16 protein-coding genes are annotated in these 14,961 nt (G+C 70.5%); 7 read left to right on the top strand and 9 right to left on the bottom strand.

All coding sequences use genetic code 11. The annotated features are described in order from the left end of the window. Nucleotides 1-136 precede the first annotated feature (136 nt). The 4 genes from ACIP6U_RS24485 to ACIP6U_RS24470 form a co-directional block, all read right to left on the bottom strand. The gene (locus ACIP6U_RS24485; protein ID WP_401721482.1) at nt 137-937 is read right to left on the bottom strand and encodes a sugar phosphate isomerase/epimerase family protein; all 801 of its coding nucleotides are present in this window, start codon (nt 935-937) and stop codon (nt 137-139) included. 10 nt (nt 938-947) lie between these two features. Beyond that, complete coding sequence (locus ACIP6U_RS24480; RefSeq protein WP_401721479.1) at nt 948-1,880, bottom strand: GNAT family N-acetyltransferase; 933 nt, start codon at nt 1,878-1,880, stop codon at nt 948-950. A gap of 79 nt (nt 1,881-1,959) precedes the next feature. Continuing rightward, on the bottom strand, nt 1,960-2,556 hold the full coding sequence (locus ACIP6U_RS24475; RefSeq protein ID WP_401721476.1) for a dihydrofolate reductase family protein: 597 nt from the start codon (nt 2,554-2,556) through the stop codon (nt 1,960-1,962). An 80-nt stretch (nt 2,557-2,636) separates the two neighbouring features. Continuing rightward, nucleotides 2,637-3,494, bottom strand: a complete 858-nt coding sequence (locus ACIP6U_RS24470) for a LysR substrate-binding domain-containing protein (RefSeq protein WP_401721473.1) — start codon at nt 3,492-3,494, stop codon at nt 2,637-2,639. A 121-nt stretch (nt 3,495-3,615) separates the two neighbouring features. Here ACIP6U_RS24470 and ACIP6U_RS24465 point away from each other — a divergent pair, with 121 nt between their 5' ends. Then, complete coding sequence (locus ACIP6U_RS24465) at nt 3,616-3,978, top strand: DoxX family protein (protein WP_401721471.1); 363 nt, start codon at nt 3,616-3,618, stop codon at nt 3,976-3,978. An 18-nt stretch (nt 3,979-3,996) separates the two neighbouring features. Here the strand turns inward: ACIP6U_RS24465 and ACIP6U_RS24460 are convergent, their stop codons facing one another. From ACIP6U_RS24460 to ACIP6U_RS24445, 4 genes are all read right to left on the bottom strand, one after another. Next, on the bottom strand, nt 3,997-4,494 hold the full coding sequence (locus ACIP6U_RS24460) for a DUF1653 domain-containing protein (protein WP_401721469.1): 498 nt from the start codon (nt 4,492-4,494) through the stop codon (nt 3,997-3,999). Nucleotides 4,495-4,516: 22 nt separating this feature from the next. Beyond that, a complete protein-coding gene (locus ACIP6U_RS24455; protein ID WP_401721467.1) occupies nt 4,517-5,047 on the bottom strand; it encodes a hypothetical protein in 531 nt (176 codons plus the stop codon). A gap of 184 nt (nt 5,048-5,231) precedes the next feature. Beyond that, nucleotides 5,232-6,278 carry a sensor histidine kinase gene (locus ACIP6U_RS24450; protein WP_401721464.1) on the bottom strand — a complete coding sequence of 349 codons (1,047 nt, stop codon included), beginning with the start codon at nt 6,276-6,278 and terminating at the stop codon, nt 5,232-5,234. Then, complete coding sequence (locus ACIP6U_RS24445) at nt 6,275-6,946, bottom strand: response regulator (RefSeq protein WP_401721461.1); 672 nt, start codon at nt 6,944-6,946, stop codon at nt 6,275-6,277. The genes ACIP6U_RS24450 and ACIP6U_RS24445 overlap by 4 nt, the downstream gene beginning before the upstream one ends. Before the next feature lie 629 nt (nt 6,947-7,575). On the opposite strand from ACIP6U_RS24445, the gene ACIP6U_RS24440 reads away from it, so the two are divergent. Together ACIP6U_RS24440 and ACIP6U_RS24435 are read left to right on the top strand one after the other, a co-directional pair. Continuing rightward, nucleotides 7,576-8,637, top strand: coding sequence for an alpha/beta fold hydrolase (locus ACIP6U_RS24440; protein WP_401721459.1), 1,062 nt, complete (start codon nt 7,576-7,578; stop codon nt 8,635-8,637). Between the two features lie 43 nt (nt 8,638-8,680). Beyond that, on the top strand, nt 8,681-8,860 hold the full coding sequence (locus tag ACIP6U_RS24435; RefSeq protein WP_401721457.1) for a hypothetical protein: 180 nt from the start codon (nt 8,681-8,683) through the stop codon (nt 8,858-8,860). Between the two features lie 37 nt (nt 8,861-8,897). On the opposite strand, the gene ACIP6U_RS24430 is transcribed toward ACIP6U_RS24435, so the two are convergent. After that, nucleotides 8,898-9,944 carry a LacI family DNA-binding transcriptional regulator gene (locus ACIP6U_RS24430; RefSeq protein ID WP_401721454.1) on the bottom strand — a complete coding sequence of 349 codons (1,047 nt, stop codon included), beginning with the start codon at nt 9,942-9,944 and terminating at the stop codon, nt 8,898-8,900. Nucleotides 9,945-10,246: 302 nt separating this feature from the next. On the opposite strand from ACIP6U_RS24430, the gene ACIP6U_RS24425 reads away from it, so the two are divergent. The 4 genes from ACIP6U_RS24425 to ACIP6U_RS24410 all read left to right on the top strand — a co-directional run bounded on the left by ACIP6U_RS24425 (nt 10,247) and on the right by ACIP6U_RS24410 (nt 14,830). Continuing rightward, the gene (locus ACIP6U_RS24425) at nt 10,247-11,404 is read left to right on the top strand and encodes a Gfo/Idh/MocA family protein (protein WP_401721451.1); all 1,158 of its coding nucleotides are present in this window, start codon (nt 10,247-10,249) and stop codon (nt 11,402-11,404) included. Further along, nucleotides 11,401-12,552, top strand: a complete 1,152-nt coding sequence (locus ACIP6U_RS24420) for a dihydrodipicolinate synthase family protein (RefSeq protein ID WP_401721448.1) — start codon at nt 11,401-11,403, stop codon at nt 12,550-12,552. The genes ACIP6U_RS24425 and ACIP6U_RS24420 overlap by 4 nt, the downstream gene beginning before the upstream one ends. Next, a complete protein-coding gene (locus tag ACIP6U_RS24415; RefSeq protein WP_401721445.1) occupies nt 12,549-13,379 on the top strand; it encodes a sugar phosphate isomerase/epimerase family protein in 831 nt (276 codons plus the stop codon). The genes ACIP6U_RS24420 and ACIP6U_RS24415 overlap by 4 nt, the downstream gene beginning before the upstream one ends. Nucleotides 13,380-13,747: 368 nt before the next feature. Further along, nucleotides 13,748-14,830: a helix-turn-helix domain-containing protein gene (locus ACIP6U_RS24410; RefSeq protein WP_401721442.1), complete on the top strand. Its 1,083-nt coding sequence runs from the start codon at nt 13,748-13,750 to the stop codon at nt 14,828-14,830. Nucleotides 14,831-14,961: the final 131 nt, after the last annotated feature.

Genomic DNA, 14,961 nt, shown 5'->3' with positions numbered 1-14,961 from the left:
GGACACAGTACAGCTACGAGTCCTACTCCAATCGTGCCGAGTGGACGGACGCATAGACGCCGACGATCCGTTCCTCACCATTAGAAACGACGTCTTATCCGGCGGCCGCGCCTCGCCCCCAGCCCTCGCCGGAGGGCTACGCCGAGTCGTTGAGGAGCCGGCAGAGGTGGTCGTGTCCGGCCGCCAGCAGCCCGTCGAGCGGCGCGGCCTCCTCGTACCACCGCTTCTCGTACTCCCAGCACAGCCACCCGTCCCACCCGTGCCGGGAGAGCACCTCCACGCACTCGGCGAGCGGCAGCACGCCGGCGCCGAGGGGGAGCGGGGTGGTGTTGTCGGCGGAGGCGATGTCCTTGACCTGGACATAGCCGAGGAAGGGGGCGAGGGCGGCGTAGGACTCGGAGGGCTGTTCGCCGCCGAGCCAGGTGTGCATGACGTCCCAGAGCGCGCCGGCGTTGCGGTGGCCGACCCGGCCCAGGACGCGGATGGCGTCGGCGCCGGTGCGGTGCGAGTCGTGCGTCTCCAGCAGGATGCGTACGCCGAGGTCGGCGCCGTACTCCGCGGCCGTGCCGAGCCTGCGGGCCGCCGTCGCGTCGGCGCGCTCGCGGGTCTGCTCGTGGCCGCCGCCGGGGAAGACCCGGACGTAGGGGGCGCCGAGGTCGCGGGCGAGGTCGACCAGGCGGCGGACCTCCTCGATCACCGGCCCGTCGTCGCCGGGCGCCGCCACGCGCGCGTACCCGGCGATGCCGAGGACGTCGATGCCGCCGGCCTTGAACTCGGCGGCCACGTCGGCCCGTTCGTCGAGGTCGAGGCCGGGGTGCACCGGTTCCTCCGGGTGGGCGCGCAGCTCCACGCCGTGGTAGCCGTGGGTGGCCGCGAGCCGGACTACGTCCGTGACGGGCAGGCCGGGGACGCCGAGGGTGGAGAACGCCAGTCTCATGCCTCTACTCTCACTCGCCCGTCCCGTGCAGGTCCAGGCGCCAGTCCTGTCCGATCAGGTCCTTTCCGAAGGACCGGTGCGGCTTCTCGGCGACCAGGACGAAGCCGCGGCGCTGGTAGACGTGGCGGGCGGCGGTCAGTACGTCGTTGGTCCACAGGACGAGATCGCGGTAGCCGACGCCGCGCGCGAAGTCGACGACGGCGCCGACGAGCCGGTCGCCGATGCCGAGGCCGCGGGCGTCGGGCTCGACGAGCAGCAGTCGCAGCCGCGCGGTGCCCGGGGCGTCGTCGCGCACGCACATCACGCTCCCCACCGCCCGCCCGTCCAGCTCGGCCACCCACACCCGCTCCAGATGCGGATCGTGGTCCTCGGCGAAGTCGGCGACGATCCGGGCCACGAGCCCCTCGTAGTCGGCGTTGAATCCGTGCTCGGCCGCGTAGAGCGCGGCGTTGCGCTGCACGATCCACCCCAGATCACCGGGCCCGGGCTCGCGCAGCAGGACGTCCTCGCGGCGGGGGCGCCGGCCCTCGGAGAGGATCTCCCGGACGGTACGCATCGCCTCCGACAGCCGGGGCCGGTCGGCGGCCGGCACGCCGGAGAGGAGCGTGCCGACGGATTCGTTGGCACGCTCGGCGAGCAGCGCGGCGGTCTCGCGCCCGTGCGCGGTGAGGGTGATGTGCCGCCGCCGGGTGTCCTCCCTGGACGGCACCCGCTCGATCAGCCCGTCCTGCTCGAACTTGTTGAGGATCCGGCTCAAGTAACCGGCGTCCAGGCCCAGTTCCCCGCGCAGGTCGGCGGCGTCGGTGCGCGGGGAGTGGGCGAGTTCGTACAGGACGCGGGACTCGGTGAGGGTGTAGGGGGCGTAGAGGTGGCGGCTGTAGTCGAGGGCGCCGATGACGTTCGTGTAGAAGCGGTTGAAGGCGCGGATGTCCTGGACGGTCATGGTGGTCGCCCCCTGGGTGATAGTTGACTCAGTCAGAGATCCCGTCGGACCGAGCCTACGACCCCCGCGCCTCCGGCGGCTACCCCTCGGCGGCCGGCCGGAAGACGCACACCTGGACGCCGGTCTTCCCCGCGACGGTGGAGACGAGCTCGAACCCCCGCTTGACCTTGTCGTCCGGCCAGATGGACTTGCCGCCGCCGAGCAGCACGGGCATCACGATGAGCTGCAGTTCGTCGACGAGCCCCGCGCCGAGCAGGGCCCGCACGAGCGTCGGGCTTCCCATCATCGCCAGGTCGCCACCCTCGCTCTCCCGCAGCGCGTGGATCCGCGCGAGGGCGTCGGTGCCGGGGATCCGCTCGGTGTTGTTCCAGGCCAGTTCGCCGTCGCCGAGGCTGTCGCTCACGACGTACTTCTTCATCGAGTTGAGCCGGTCGGCGAACGGATCCCCGGCCCGCTCGGGCCACGCCCCGGCCATCGTCAGATACGTCCGACGCCCGTACAACAGCGCCTCGGCCCGCTCAAGACCCGCGGCGAAGGCCCCGCCGACCACCTCCGGATCGAAGTACGGATGCGACCACCCACCATGCGCGAACCCTCCGTCGGTGTCCTCCTCGGGACCTCCGGGGGCCTGTACGACTCCGTCGAGACTGATGAACTCACTGACCACGATGCGCATGGGACTCATTCCTGTCGTAGGCGGGCTGCTGCCTGCGGGCTGTGGCTTGCGGGGGTGAAGACCGCGGGAGGGAGCGGAACTCATCGCCGGCCGCGATAGACGGCCGCAGCGACCCGCACGAACGACTGGACCAGCGGATTGGCCTCCGCGCCCCTCCACGCAACCACTACAGGACTCGGCTGCATGTCGACGAGCGGCACGACGGCGAGCCCGGCCCCCGGCGGGTGGTCGACGAGGGTCATCCCGACGGTCCCGTTCCACAGCACGGCCTGCCGGCACTCCTCGACGGCCCGCACCACGGGCCCCTCCCGGACCTCGCCGCCGTTCCAGTACCCCGGCCAGCGGGAATCGGTCCCCTCCGGGAACCGGAACCACCGCCGATCGACGAGATCGGCCAGCTTCAGACTTCCGCGCCCGGCCAACGGATCGTCGTCCCGCAGCAACGCCCCCACCGGATCGGCCCGCAACTCCCGTACGACGAGCCCGGTCTCGTCGAACGGCCCCCGGGTCAGGGCGACATCGACCACCCCGGCGTTCAACCCACAGGTGGGGTCGGCCAGTTCGGTCTCGCGCACTCGCACCTCGACGTCCGGATGCCGCAGCCGATAGGCATCGGCGAGCCGCGCGACCAGAGGATCGCCGGAGTCGCCGAGCAGCCCGACGGTGAGGACCGCGACCCCGGAGGCGACGGCCACCCGCACACGCGCCCGCTCCACCTGATCGAGCAGCCCCCGAGCCTCGTCGAGCAGCACGGCCCCGGCGGGCGTGAGCGCGACCCCGGCGGACGACCGCTCGAAAAGCACGGCACCGAGGTCGTTCTCCAGCCGCTGGATCGCCCGGCTGAGCGGCGGCTGACTGATGTGCAGCCGAGCTGCGGCCCGCCCGAAGTGGAGCTCGTCGGCAACGGCCACGAAGTAGCGCAGCGTGCGTAGTTCCATCCCGCCCACCCCCTCCACCCTGGGACGATACCCGCACGGTATGAAGTCGGCGGAACAGGTCTTGGACGCCACCCGGGCCCAGCCGCTGCAATCGAGGCATGACCGCCCCTGGACGCATCTCATGACCCTCGCCTACTGGATCACCGCCGCCCTGCTGGCCCTCTTCTACCTCTACGCCGGCACCCTGAAGCTCCTCCGCACCCGCGAGCAGCTCCGCCCGATGATGGCGTGGGTGGACGAGACGCCGATGCGGTCGGTGAGGGCGATCGGGTGGGTGGAGGTACTCGGCGCCATCGGCCTGATCCTCCCGCCGGCGACCGACATCGCGCCTTGGCTGGCCGTGGTGGCGGCTGTCGGGTTCGTGCTGCTGCAAGTGGGCGCGCTCAGGGTCCACTTGAGGCGGGGGGACCGCCAAGTCGGGCTCAATGCGGGGCTGGTTGTGGTGGCGGGGGTGACTGCGGGGCTGGGGATCGCCTGGTTGTGAGGGCGGGGTGGAGTCCCGTCAGCCGTCATCGGTCACGGCCGACAGTTCACTGACGAATTGAAACCTTCTCACCCGCTCTCCTTGAGGTCCCGTCACTTCCGACTCGAACATCTCTCTGGGACGGACCCAGAGGGAAAATTCCCCGTACAGGGTCCTGTACAGGACCATCTCTTGTTCGGTCTCACTGTGTCGAAGAGTGGCCATCACATGATAAAGCTCCCCCTTGAAGTGTCGATACACTCCGGGCCTGACCTCGGCCGTCGCAGATTGTTCCTGTCTTGTATGCCATTCGTGAATATCTTGCAATGCGAAGTTTCTGAGTGCCTGCCGGTCCCGGTCGAATGCTTCAAGGAGCCACTGCTCTCCGGGATGCCATTCCGTTGCACCCAGCCAGACGCGTCGAGGTTTCACGAGCCTGATGCCGCGATCTCCTCGGTGATTGGTGTAGTCGATCGAGACCCATCCGCCCTCGCCGGTCGCTCCGGACAGGCTTCGGTCTCCTCTCTCGTGCTCCAAGATCTCGTACCTGCTCAGGTCTCTAGTTTTCCGGCATGCCTAGTTGGGCCACGAACACCGCATGTGCTTCCTGCGGGTTGTCGGGGATGCGCTCCAGTGGAACCACCGAGTGCGACCTGTAACTCTCCCCTTCCGTTCCCGAAATGAAGAATCCGCGATCCGGAACCCATTTTCTGTCCTGGCGGCGAAAGCGCAGGACGCCGAACCCGATGTATCCCGTCTGTCCTGTCTCTGCCAGTGTGTTCGAGAACGTGTAGTAGAACTCCCGCTTTTCGTTGTCGAAATAGCTGGTGAGTGTTACCCAGTGGCAGTAAGGGCGTCCGTCGTTGTGGTAATTCGTCCCGTCGAAGGCCCACATCCTTCTCCGGAGGTCGTAGCGAATTTCGCCGATGCTGCACTGGCGTTCGCCCGACTCGCCCATATGTTCGCCCCACACTCCTTCCAGTTTGATGCGGTCAATCCTTCGCGAAGTGAAAATCTTCAAGTACTGATAGATTCCGTTCGACACGATTCCGGCCGGTATTCCTAAGAGGAGGAAGAGGTAGTCCCTCATTCTTCTATGGATTCCTTCTCTTTGTGTCCGCTGGCTCCTGGTGGTGCGGGGTGTGTCCAGCTTGACGCAAGATCGCATCCCAGGGCAGGGGGCATGCTCGTGTCACTGCGCCCCGGCCGCCATGCGCAGTACCGCCATCGCGCTCATGTACCAGGCACGCGGCCACCCGCGGAAGCGGCGGTGCCTACTGCCAGATGCGTCGCTTGGCATCGTGCGGTACCCGCAGGCTGACGCAGGCTCCCTCGCCGGGAGTGGAGTGGACGGTGAGGTGTCCGTTCAGCAGGTGGGCGCGCTCGCGCATGGCCGGGAGTCCGGTGCCCGTGGAGAGCACCGTGCGCGGTGCGGTCCGGTCGGTCGGGTCGGAAGGTCGTCGGATCGTCCCGCGGCCGTCGTCCCGGACCGTCACGCCGAGCGCGTGGTCGTCGCTGTCGAGTTCCACCAGGAGGTGGCTCGCCTGCGCGTGCTTGACCGCGTTGTTCACCGCTTCCTGCACGATGCGGTAGACGTGCGCCTGGGCCTCCGGCGACAGTTCGTCGCCGGGCCCGCTCCACGCCGCTGCGACGCGCAGTTCCGTGTCCAGCCCGAACGTCTCCTCGGTGCGCCGGCACAGCGTCTCGAGAGCGGCCACCAGTCCGAACTGGTCGAGGGCGAAGGGCCGCATCTCCACGATCAGGTGCCGCAGGGACGTGATCTGGTTCGCGATCAGGCCCCGCGCCTGGTCGATGGCCTCGTTCGTCGCGGCGGACTGGCCGGCGCCGACGGCGGTGGACAGAACGATCTGGACGGCGCCCAGTTCCTGAAGGGTCTCGTCGTGCAACTCGCGGGCCCAGCGCCGACGTTCGCGCTCCTCACCGTCACTGCGGGCCTGAGCCAGCTCCCGCGCGAGAGCACGGCGGCGCGACACCGCACTGCGGCCCAGCATCGCGGCGCAGCCGATCAGCAGGAGCGGCACGATGTTCAGGCCGTTGAACAGCGGCTCCTTGGTCATACGGACCAGTTGCTCCACGGCGAGAATGAGCGAGAGCCCGCTCAGCGCCGCCAGCCAGGCCCGCCGGACGGCGTTGCTCAGCGCCGCCGCGACGATGAGGACGACGGCCGCGCCGAGGGCGAACCTCATCACCCAACGAGGCTGCTGCTGAAGGACCTCGACCGCGAACGCGACGACGAGCAGCGCCGCGCCCGCCGCCTCCATGATCGGGCCGGTCCTGCCGCGCGGCCCATCGTGCGTCACAGCAGCCCGCGTTCACGGGCCGCGGCGATGAGTTCCGCCCGTGTCTCGGTCCCGAGCTTGTCCCGAACCCTGGCGCGGTGGGTCTCCACGGTCCGGACGGACACGTGCAGCCGCTGCGCGATCTCCTGATTGGTGTGGCCCAGAGCGAGCAGCGAGAGGACCTGAAGCTCCCGCACCGACAGCGAGGTGTCCCCCTCGGCGCCGGGAATCCCGGTGTCGGAGACGGCCAGTCGGGCGCCCATGGCCGGCTGGAGGTACGTGGCTCCCTTCGCGACCTGCCGAGCCGCGCCGACCAGCTCTTCCGCCGCCGCTTCCTTGAGCAGATATCCGGCGGCCCCGATCCGCAGGGACGCGCGCGCGAACGCGGGGTCCTCCTGCATCGTGAGGACCAGGATGCGGGTGCCCGGTGACGCCGCGAGCAGGTCGGGGATCGAGGGCAGGCTGGACTGCCCTGCCATGGTGAGGTCCAGGACCAGCACGGACGGCTGGTGCTCCGTCACACACCGGACGGTCTCCGCGACCGTGGAACTTTCGGCGACGACCTCGAAGGACGCGTCCTGGGACAACAGCACCCGCATGCCCGCACGGACCACCGGATGATCGTCGGCGATCACCACACTGAGGCGCGACACAGCCTCCACCCCCTGTTCGGCGCGGCCGGAATTCATGGAAGCAAAGGTTACGGGGCGACCCGGCCGACGCGGCCTGAGGGATCGGCGGCGTGACCCTAGGGACTGGCGGCGCGATCCCAGGGGCTGGCGGCCCGGCCTCAGGGACGGATGGTGCGGTCAGAAGGATCGGCGGCGCGGCCTCAGGGACGGGCGGCGCTGCCTCAGGGTCTGACGGCGCGATCCCAGGGGCTGGCGGCCCGGCCTCAGGGACGGATGGTGCGGTCAGAAGGATCGGCGGCGCGGCCCGAGGGACCGGCGGCGCTGCCTCAGGGTCTGACGGCGCGATCCCAGGGACTGGCGGCCCGGCCTCAGGGACGGATGGTGCGGTCAGAAGGATCGGCGGCGCGGCCCGAGGGACCGGCGGCGCTGCCCCAGGGTCAGACGGCCCGGCCCCAGGGATCGGCGGCCCGGCCCCAAGGACAGACGGCGCGGTCAGAGAGATCGGCGGCACGGTAAAGCGAATCCCGGTGCCGCCAAGACCCGCGGACGCGCCTGCGGGAAACCCGCAGCATGTCTGCGGCCCGTCACCGATGTGCCGAACGCGCCGGGGCACCACCATGGCTGGTCAGAGACCTCGGCTGGGCGTGCGGCGCCCGGCCGGCCGACACGGACAGAACGGTTCACGAATGATCGACAGGCGCACCTTCGGCAAGGTCACCGGCGCGGGCGCCGCGGGAGCGGCCGCGGTATCACTGGCCGGCCTGAATCACCCCTCGGCCGCAGCGGCCCTGTCCTCGGGATCCGGTGCCGAGAAGGCGGCAGCGCCCCGGACGCCGGGCACGGGCGACGGCTCCTTCCCGGCACTGAAGCAGGTCAGGGCGGGCGAACTCACCATCGGCTACGCCGAAGCCGGCCCGGCCCGCGGATCGGTCGTCATCCTCCTGCACGGCTGGCCGTACGACATCCACAGCTACGTGGATGTCGCGCCCCTTCTCGCCGCCCGCGGCTACCGCGTGATCGTCCCCTACCTGCGGGGACACGGCACCACGAGCTTCCGCTCGCCCCACACCTTCCGCAACGCGCAGCAGGCGGTGATCGCCCTCGACATCATCGCCCTGATGGACGCCCTGCGGATCGAGAAGGCCGTACTGGGCGGCTTCGACTGGGGATCGCGGACCGCCGACATCATCGCCGCGCTCTGGCCCAAGCGCTGCAAGGCCCTGGTCTCCGTGACCGGCTACCTCATCACCAACCGGGAGATGAACAAGCAGCCGCTGCCCCCGGCGGCCGAGCTGGCGTGGTGGTACCAGTACTACTTCGCCACGGACAGGGGGGAGTTGGGCCTCACGGAGTACCGGCACGACTTCACGAAGCTCATCTGGCACAACGTCTCCCCGACGTGGGACTTCGACGACGCCACCTTCGACCGCACCGCCGCGGCCTTCGACAACCCGGACTACGTCGCCATCGTGATCCACAACTACCGCTGGCGGCTGGGCCTCGCCGAAGGCGACCCCCGCTACGACGGCATCGAGGCACGGCTCGCCGCCGGACCGGACATCGCGGTGCCCACCATCACGCTCGACGGCGAGCGGGACCCCTTCACCCCGGCCGGCGACGGCTCGGCCTACCGGGCGAAGTTCACCGGCCCCTATGACCACCGCACACTGCGGGGCATCGGCCACAACGTCCCGCAGGAAGCACCCGAGGCGTTCGCCCGGGCCGTCCTCGACGTCGACCGATTCTGACCAAGGGCGGCGACTGCGCCGCCGCACAACCGAGGAGCACGAGATGACACCTGAGAAGAACGAACTCCCGGACGGAACCGAGACCGGGCGGCGCGCGCGGTTCGGCAGGTTGCCGGAGCGCATTCGCCCGGAGGACATGGTCGAGGAGACACCGGCCACGGTGCCGGACCCGGCGAGGGATACGTACAGCTCCGACGAATGGCTGGCTCGTACGTGCCTGTGAGGCAGTTCGGCGGACCCCCGCTCGACCTCCCCCCAACTCACCCCCGCGGCACCCCCGTAGACCCCCGAACCATCAACTCCCCCCCAACCGTCGCGATCCCCCCGGGCGGCGGCTCCTCCCGCCCCATCGCGATCCGTCCCGCCCGGCTCCCCGCCTCGCCCAACGGCAAGCGCACGGTCGTCAGCGCGGGCACCGCGTCCACGCTGAACGGCAGGTCGTCGAAGCCGGCGACGGACACGTCGTCCGGGATCCGCAGTCCCGACTCCCGCAGCGCGGCTGCCGCGCCCAGCGCGACGGAGTCGTTCGCCGCGACCACGGCCGTCAACGACGGGTCCCGGCGCAGGAGTTCCAGCGTTGCCTCGTACCCCGCCTGACGGTCGTAGCGGCCGTGCACCGTCCACCGGGGGTCCTCAACAATCCCCGCCCCCGCCAGCGCCGCCCGATGTCCCTCCAGCCGGTGCCGTGTCGTCGTCCGTTCCTCCGGTCCCGCGATGTAGCCGAGCCTGCGGTGGCCGAGGCCGATCAGGTGCTCGGTCAGCCGCTGCCCGCCCCCGCGGTTGTCGAAGGTGAGCGCCACCGCCCCGGTGTCCGGCGCCGGCGGCCGCCCGCACAGCACCACCCGCGTCCCCGCCTCCGTCAGCCGCCGCAGCTTCGCCGCCACGGCCGCCGCGTGCGGCAGGTTCTCGACCGCGCCGCCGGTCAGCACCACCGCCGCGGCCCGCTGCCGTTGCAGCAGGGTCAGATACGTCAGCTCGCGTTCCGGGGAGCCGCCCGTGTTGCACACCACGGCGAGCCGTTCGCCGCCCGCCCGCCCGCCGGGCCCCCCGATCTCCGCCTGGATCGCGCTCGCCATGATCCCGAAGAAGGGGTCGGCGATGTCGTTCACCAGGATCCCGACCAGGTCGGACGTCGCCGCGGCCAGCGCGCTCGCCGGTCCGTTCAGCACGTAGTCCAGCTCGTCGACCGCCTTCAGCACCCGCTCCCGGGTGGAGGCCGCGACGGGATAGTTCCCGTTCAGCACGCGCGACACCGTCGCGGGGGAGACCTGGGCGCGGGCCGCCACGTCCGCCAGGGTCACCGTCATGTCGTTCGTCCTCCGGTCGCGCTTCTTCGGTCGCGCATCTAGTCGTACGCCGTCGTACACCCTCGTACGCCGTCGTACTCGGGCTGCTCGAAGGGAGTCCCCGCCCGAGCGGACGGCAGGGAGCCGCCCCCGTCCGAGCAGACGATAAGGCCACGGACCCCGGTTGTTCGCCCCCTCGAACAACTCGACCCCATCACGGTCTTGTACAGACCAGTGCGCAAAGGCTAACTTCTGCATATGTAGAAAGCGCTTGCTGCGTTCTTGAAACGTACGTGGAAACGTACGAGGGCGAAGGGAAACACGTGACACGCAAGACGGTGCGTATCGCCATGAACGGCGTGACCGGACGCATGGGCTACCGCCAGCACCTCGTCCGCTCGATCCTCGCCCTGCGCGAGCAGGGCGGACTCGACCTCGGCGACGGCACGGTGCTGTGGCCGGAACCGATCCTCGTCGGCCGCCGCGCGTACGCGCTGAAAGCGCTCGCCGACCAGCACGGCCTGGACCCGGAGAACATCTCGACGGACGTCGACGAGGTCCTCGCCGACCCGACCGTGGACATCTACTTCGACGCCCAGGTGACCTCGGCCCGCGAGGAGGCGCTCAAGAAGGCCATCGCGGCCGGGAAGCACCTGTACACCGAGAAGCCGACGGCCACCGACTTCGAGGGCGCGCTGGAGCTCGCCCGGCTCGCGGACGCCGCCGGCATCAAGCACGGCGTCGTCCAGGACAAGCTCTTCCTGCCGGGCCTGCTCAAGCTCAAGCGCCTCATCGACGGCGGCTTCTTCGGCCGGATCATGTCCATCCGGGGCGAGTTCGGCTACTGGGTCTTCGAGGGCGACTGGCAGGCCGCCCAGCGCCCGTCGTGGAACTACCGCTCGGAGGACGGCGGCGGCATCGTCGTCGACATGTTCCCGCACTGGGAGTACGTCCTGCACGAGCTGTTCGGCCGGGTCAAGTCCGTCCAGGCCATCGCCACCACCCACATCCCGCAGCGCTGGGACGAGAACGGCAAGCCCTACGACGCCACCGCCGACGACGCCGCCTACGGCATCTTCGAACTCGACAGCGGCGCCATCGCCCAGATCAACTCCTCCTGGGCCGTCCGCGTCAACCGCGACGAACTCGTCGAGTTCCAGGTGGACGGCACGGAAGGGTCGGCCGTGGCCGGGCTGCGCAACTGCCGTGCCCAGCACCGCAGTTCCACCCCCAAGCCGGTCTGGAACCCGGACCTGCCCGCCACCGAGGTCTTCCGCGACCAGTGGCAGGAGGTCCCCGACAACACCGACTTCGACAACGGCTTCAAGGCCCAGTGGGAGCTCTTCCTGCGCCACGTCTACGCCGACGCCCCCTACCACTGGGACCTCCTCGCCGGTGCCCGCGGCGTCCAACTCGCCGAGCTGGGGCTGAAGTCGTCGGCACAGGGCCGCCGCTTCGACGTACCGGAGATCACGCTGTGACCATCCAACTCCCGGACTTCAAGGGCGGACTGAGGGCCTACGACCCCCGACCCGAACCCCTCGCCGTCCACCCCGGCGCCCCCTTCACCTCCCGTACGGTCTTCTCGGCGGCGCACGTCGTCGCCGACCCGTACGCGGACGTGTCGCCCGACTCGGCCGCCGCCGTCGACTGGGACGCCACCCTCGCCTTCCGCCGCCACCTGTGGTCGCACGGGCTCGGGGTCGCCGAGGCGATGGACACCGCCCAGCGCGGGATGGGGCTCGACTGGGCGGGCGCGGCCAAGCTGATCCGCCGATCCTCCGCCGAGGCCAAGGCGGTCGGCGGGCGGATCGCCTGCGGTGTCGGCACCGACCAGATCACCGGCGGCACCCTGGCGGACGTACAGGCCGCGTACGAGGAGCAGTTGGCCCTCGTCGAGGAGTCGGGTGCGCAGGCCATCCTGATGGCGTCCAGGGCGCTGGCGGCCGTCGCCAAGGGGCCCGAGGACTACCTGGAGGTCTACGGCCATCTGCTGCGCCAGGCGTCCGAGCCGGTCGTCCTGCACTGGCTCGGCCCGATGTTCGACCCGGCGCTGGAGGGCTACTGGGGCTCGTCCGACCTGGACGCGGCCACCGACACCTTCCTCGACGTCATCGCCGCGCACCCCGACAAGGTGGACGGGATCAAGGTGTCGCTCCTGGAGGCTCAGCGGGAGATCGACATCCGGCGCCGGCTGCCGCAGGGCGTGCGCTGCTACACCGGCGACGACTTCAACTACCCCGAGCTGATCGCGGGCGACGAGCAGGGCTTCAGTCACGCCCTGCTCGGCATCTTCGACCCGCTCGGGCCGCTGGCGGCGGAGGCGGTCCGCGTCCTCGACACGGGGAACGTCGACGGCTTCCGCCAACTCCTCGACCCGACCGTCGAGTTGTCCCGCCACCTCTTCCAGACCCCGACCCGCTTCTACAAGACGGGCGTGGTCTTCCTCGCCTGGCTGGCGGGCCACCAGTCCCACTTCACGATGGTCGGCGGACTGCAGTCGGCCCGCTCCCTCCCGCACTTCGCCCGCACCTACGAACTCGCCGACGGCCTGGGCCTGTTCCCGGACCCGAAGCTGGCCGAGGACCGGATGCGGAACCTGCTGTCCCTGTACGGAGTGACCCAGTGAGCGATCTCGCCCGCTTCAGCATCAACCAGATGACGGTCAAGCAGCTGTCGCTGCCGGAACTGGCCGACGCTTGCGCCGAGTTCGGCGTCACCAACGTCGGCCTGTGGCGCGAACCCGTCCAGGCGTACGGCCTCGACGCCACCGCCAAGCTGGTGCGCGACGCGGGCCTGACCGTCACCACCCTGTGCCGGGGCGGCTTCCTCACGGCCGTCGAGCCGGACGCGCGCGCGAAGGCGCTGGACGACAACCGGCGCGCGGTCGACGAGGCCGCCACCCTCGGCACGGACACCCTGGTCCTGGTCTCCGGCGGACTGCCGGCCGGCTCCAAGGACCTGCACGGCGCCCGGGAGCGGATCGCCCACGCGCTGGGGGAGCTCGGCCCGTACGCCGAGTCCCATGGCGTGCGGCTGGCCATCGAGCCGCTGCACCCGATGTACGCGTCCGACCGCTGTGTGGTCTCGACGCTCACCCAGGCGCTCGACCTCGCCGAACGCTTCCCGGCCCATCAGGTCGGCGTCACGGTCGACACGTACCACATCTGGTGGGACGACCGGGCGCCCGAGCAGATCGCCCGGGCCGGCGCGGGCGGACGTATCCACACCTTCCAACTCGCCGACTGGACCACCCCGTTGCCCGAGGGCGTCCTCAACGGGCGCGGGCAGATCGGGGACGGCTCGATCGACATGCGGGAGTGGAAGGGGTACGTCGAGGCGGCCGGGTACGCCGGTGCCATCGAGGTCGAGCTGTTCAACGACCGCCTGTGGGCGCGGGACGGCCGGGAGGTGCTCGCGGAGACGGCTCGGCGCTTCACGGAGCACGTGATGTGAGAACCACCTCGTACCACCGAGTACGGGAGCCGCTGAAAGAACGCGTACGGGCGTTGCTGAAAAAAGTCGAGAAGGCCGTGCAACCCTCCCGCCACCTCGCGGGTCGTACTTGGCATCAGGACCTTTGGAGGGGGATCTGGGGGGATCGCGGGGGTTCTGATACGGAGGGGAAAACCCGAGGGGGTTCGGTCGACGGACTGGGCCCCCTCGAACGTGTGCCCAGTCGGTGTGCCCGGTCCGTGGCCGAGAATGACGCACCCGCGGTGACGGCGGGGAGCGGCCGGATCCATCCGTTGTCCGGGGGTGGGTGAGGCCCCAGGCTGCTGCCTGGCGGACGGGGGACGGCCGCCGATCCGGGGGGCTGCTCCGTGCTGCGTATCCACTTCACGTCCGACGACCTGACCCGTATCCGGGTGGCGAGCGCTCCCGACCCGCTCTGGGAGATCACGTTCAGCCTGCACCGGCTCCAGACCTCGCAGGGCCGCTGGGCCTACGCCGCCTGGCACCGCACCACCCGGGCCGTGCTCACCGGCAGCCGACTGGGCGCGGCCGTCCGCAGGGTGCTCGTCCCGCTGCTGCCCAGGGCGCGGTACTGGCCCGACTTCCTGTCGCCGCAGGAGTCCGCCGACGGCCTTGAGCAGGGGCTCGCGGCGATCCTCGACACCCCGCCGGCCCAGGTCGCCCACGAGGTGGGCCTGCTGGCGCGGTTCGTCGGCGCCCCCGACTGGGCGCCCCGGCTGACGGAACGCCGGCCGCGCGAGGAACTGGTGCGGGTGCTGCGCGCCTATCACGAAGCCGTCGTGGCACCGCATCAGGACCGGATGTACGAGTCGCTCGGCGGTGAGAGGGTGCTGCTCTCCCGCGCGATCCTCGACGGCGGGGTCGCCGGACTGCTCACCGACCTCTCGCCCGCCATGCGCTGGTGCGCGCCGGTCCTGCACGTCGACTACGTGGAGGACCGCGACCTGTACCTCGACGGGCGCGGACTGCGCCTGGTGCCCTCCTACTTCTGCTGGCAGACACCGGTGTCGCTGGCCGACCCCGCCCTGCGACCGGTGCTGGTCTACCCCGTGCACAGCACCCGGCTCGCCACGCCCGACCGCCCCGACGCCTCTCTCTCCGCGCTGCTCGGCCGTACGCGGGCCGCCGCGCTGGCGACGCTCGCGCACGGCGCGACCACCTCGGAACTGGCCCGCCACCTGGGTGTCTCGCCCGCCACGGCCACGCATCACACCACCGTGCTGCGCGACGCCGGCCTGATCATGAGCAAGCGCGCGCAGAACACGGTCCTGCACACCCTCACCCCGCTCGGCGCGGCGATGCTCTCCCCGCCGTCACCGGGGTCGCGCCTGACGACTTCCGGCCAGCCGTCCCCGTTTCCGCCAGAGGGCGGAACAGCGTCGACCGTTCCCCTGGCCCCACGCGTCACACACGTTGCGCCGGAGCGGTGAACTCCGGCTCCGGGCCCGGGACTTTCGAGACTGTTCGAAGGTCGTGGTTCGGACGGGACCCACGCTGCGACCGTGTCCGGCGGTACCACCCGGGCCGGTCCGTACACCGGCGCCGAACACGAACGAACAGG

Source organism: Streptomyces sp. NPDC088794, from assembly GCF_044750545.1.
Classification (GTDB): domain Bacteria; phylum Actinomycetota; class Actinomycetes; order Streptomycetales; family Streptomycetaceae; genus Streptomyces.
This window is presented reverse-complemented; position numbering and strand designations above follow the sequence as displayed.

Coding starts and splice junctions, on each gene's coding strand:
- ACIP6U_RS24430 (WP_401721454.1), bottom strand. CDS start 9,944: ATGACGGTGACCCTGGCGGACGTGGCGGCCCGCGCCCAGGTCTCCCCC.
- ACIP6U_RS24435 (WP_401721457.1), top strand. CDS start 8,681: ATGACACCTGAGAAGAACGAACTCCCGGACGGAACCGAGACCGGGCGG.
- ACIP6U_RS24440 (WP_401721459.1), top strand. CDS start 7,576: ATGATCGACAGGCGCACCTTCGGCAAGGTCACCGGCGCGGGCGCCGCG.
- ACIP6U_RS24465 (WP_401721471.1), top strand. CDS start 3,616: ATGACCCTCGCCTACTGGATCACCGCCGCCCTGCTGGCCCTCTTCTAC.
- ACIP6U_RS24445 (WP_401721461.1), bottom strand. CDS start 6,946: ATGAATTCCGGCCGCGCCGAACAGGGGGTGGAGGCTGTGTCGCGCCTC.
- ACIP6U_RS24455 (WP_401721467.1), bottom strand. CDS start 5,047: ATGAGGGACTACCTCTTCCTCCTCTTAGGAATACCGGCCGGAATCGTG.
- ACIP6U_RS24475 (WP_401721476.1), bottom strand. CDS start 2,556: ATGCGCATCGTGGTCAGTGAGTTCATCAGTCTCGACGGAGTCGTACAG.
- ACIP6U_RS24470 (WP_401721473.1), bottom strand. CDS start 3,494: ATGGAACTACGCACGCTGCGCTACTTCGTGGCCGTTGCCGACGAGCTC.
- ACIP6U_RS24485 (WP_401721482.1), bottom strand. CDS start 937: ATGAGACTGGCGTTCTCCACCCTCGGCGTCCCCGGCCTGCCCGTCACG.
- ACIP6U_RS24480 (WP_401721479.1), bottom strand. CDS start 1,880: ATGACCGTCCAGGACATCCGCGCCTTCAACCGCTTCTACACGAACGTC.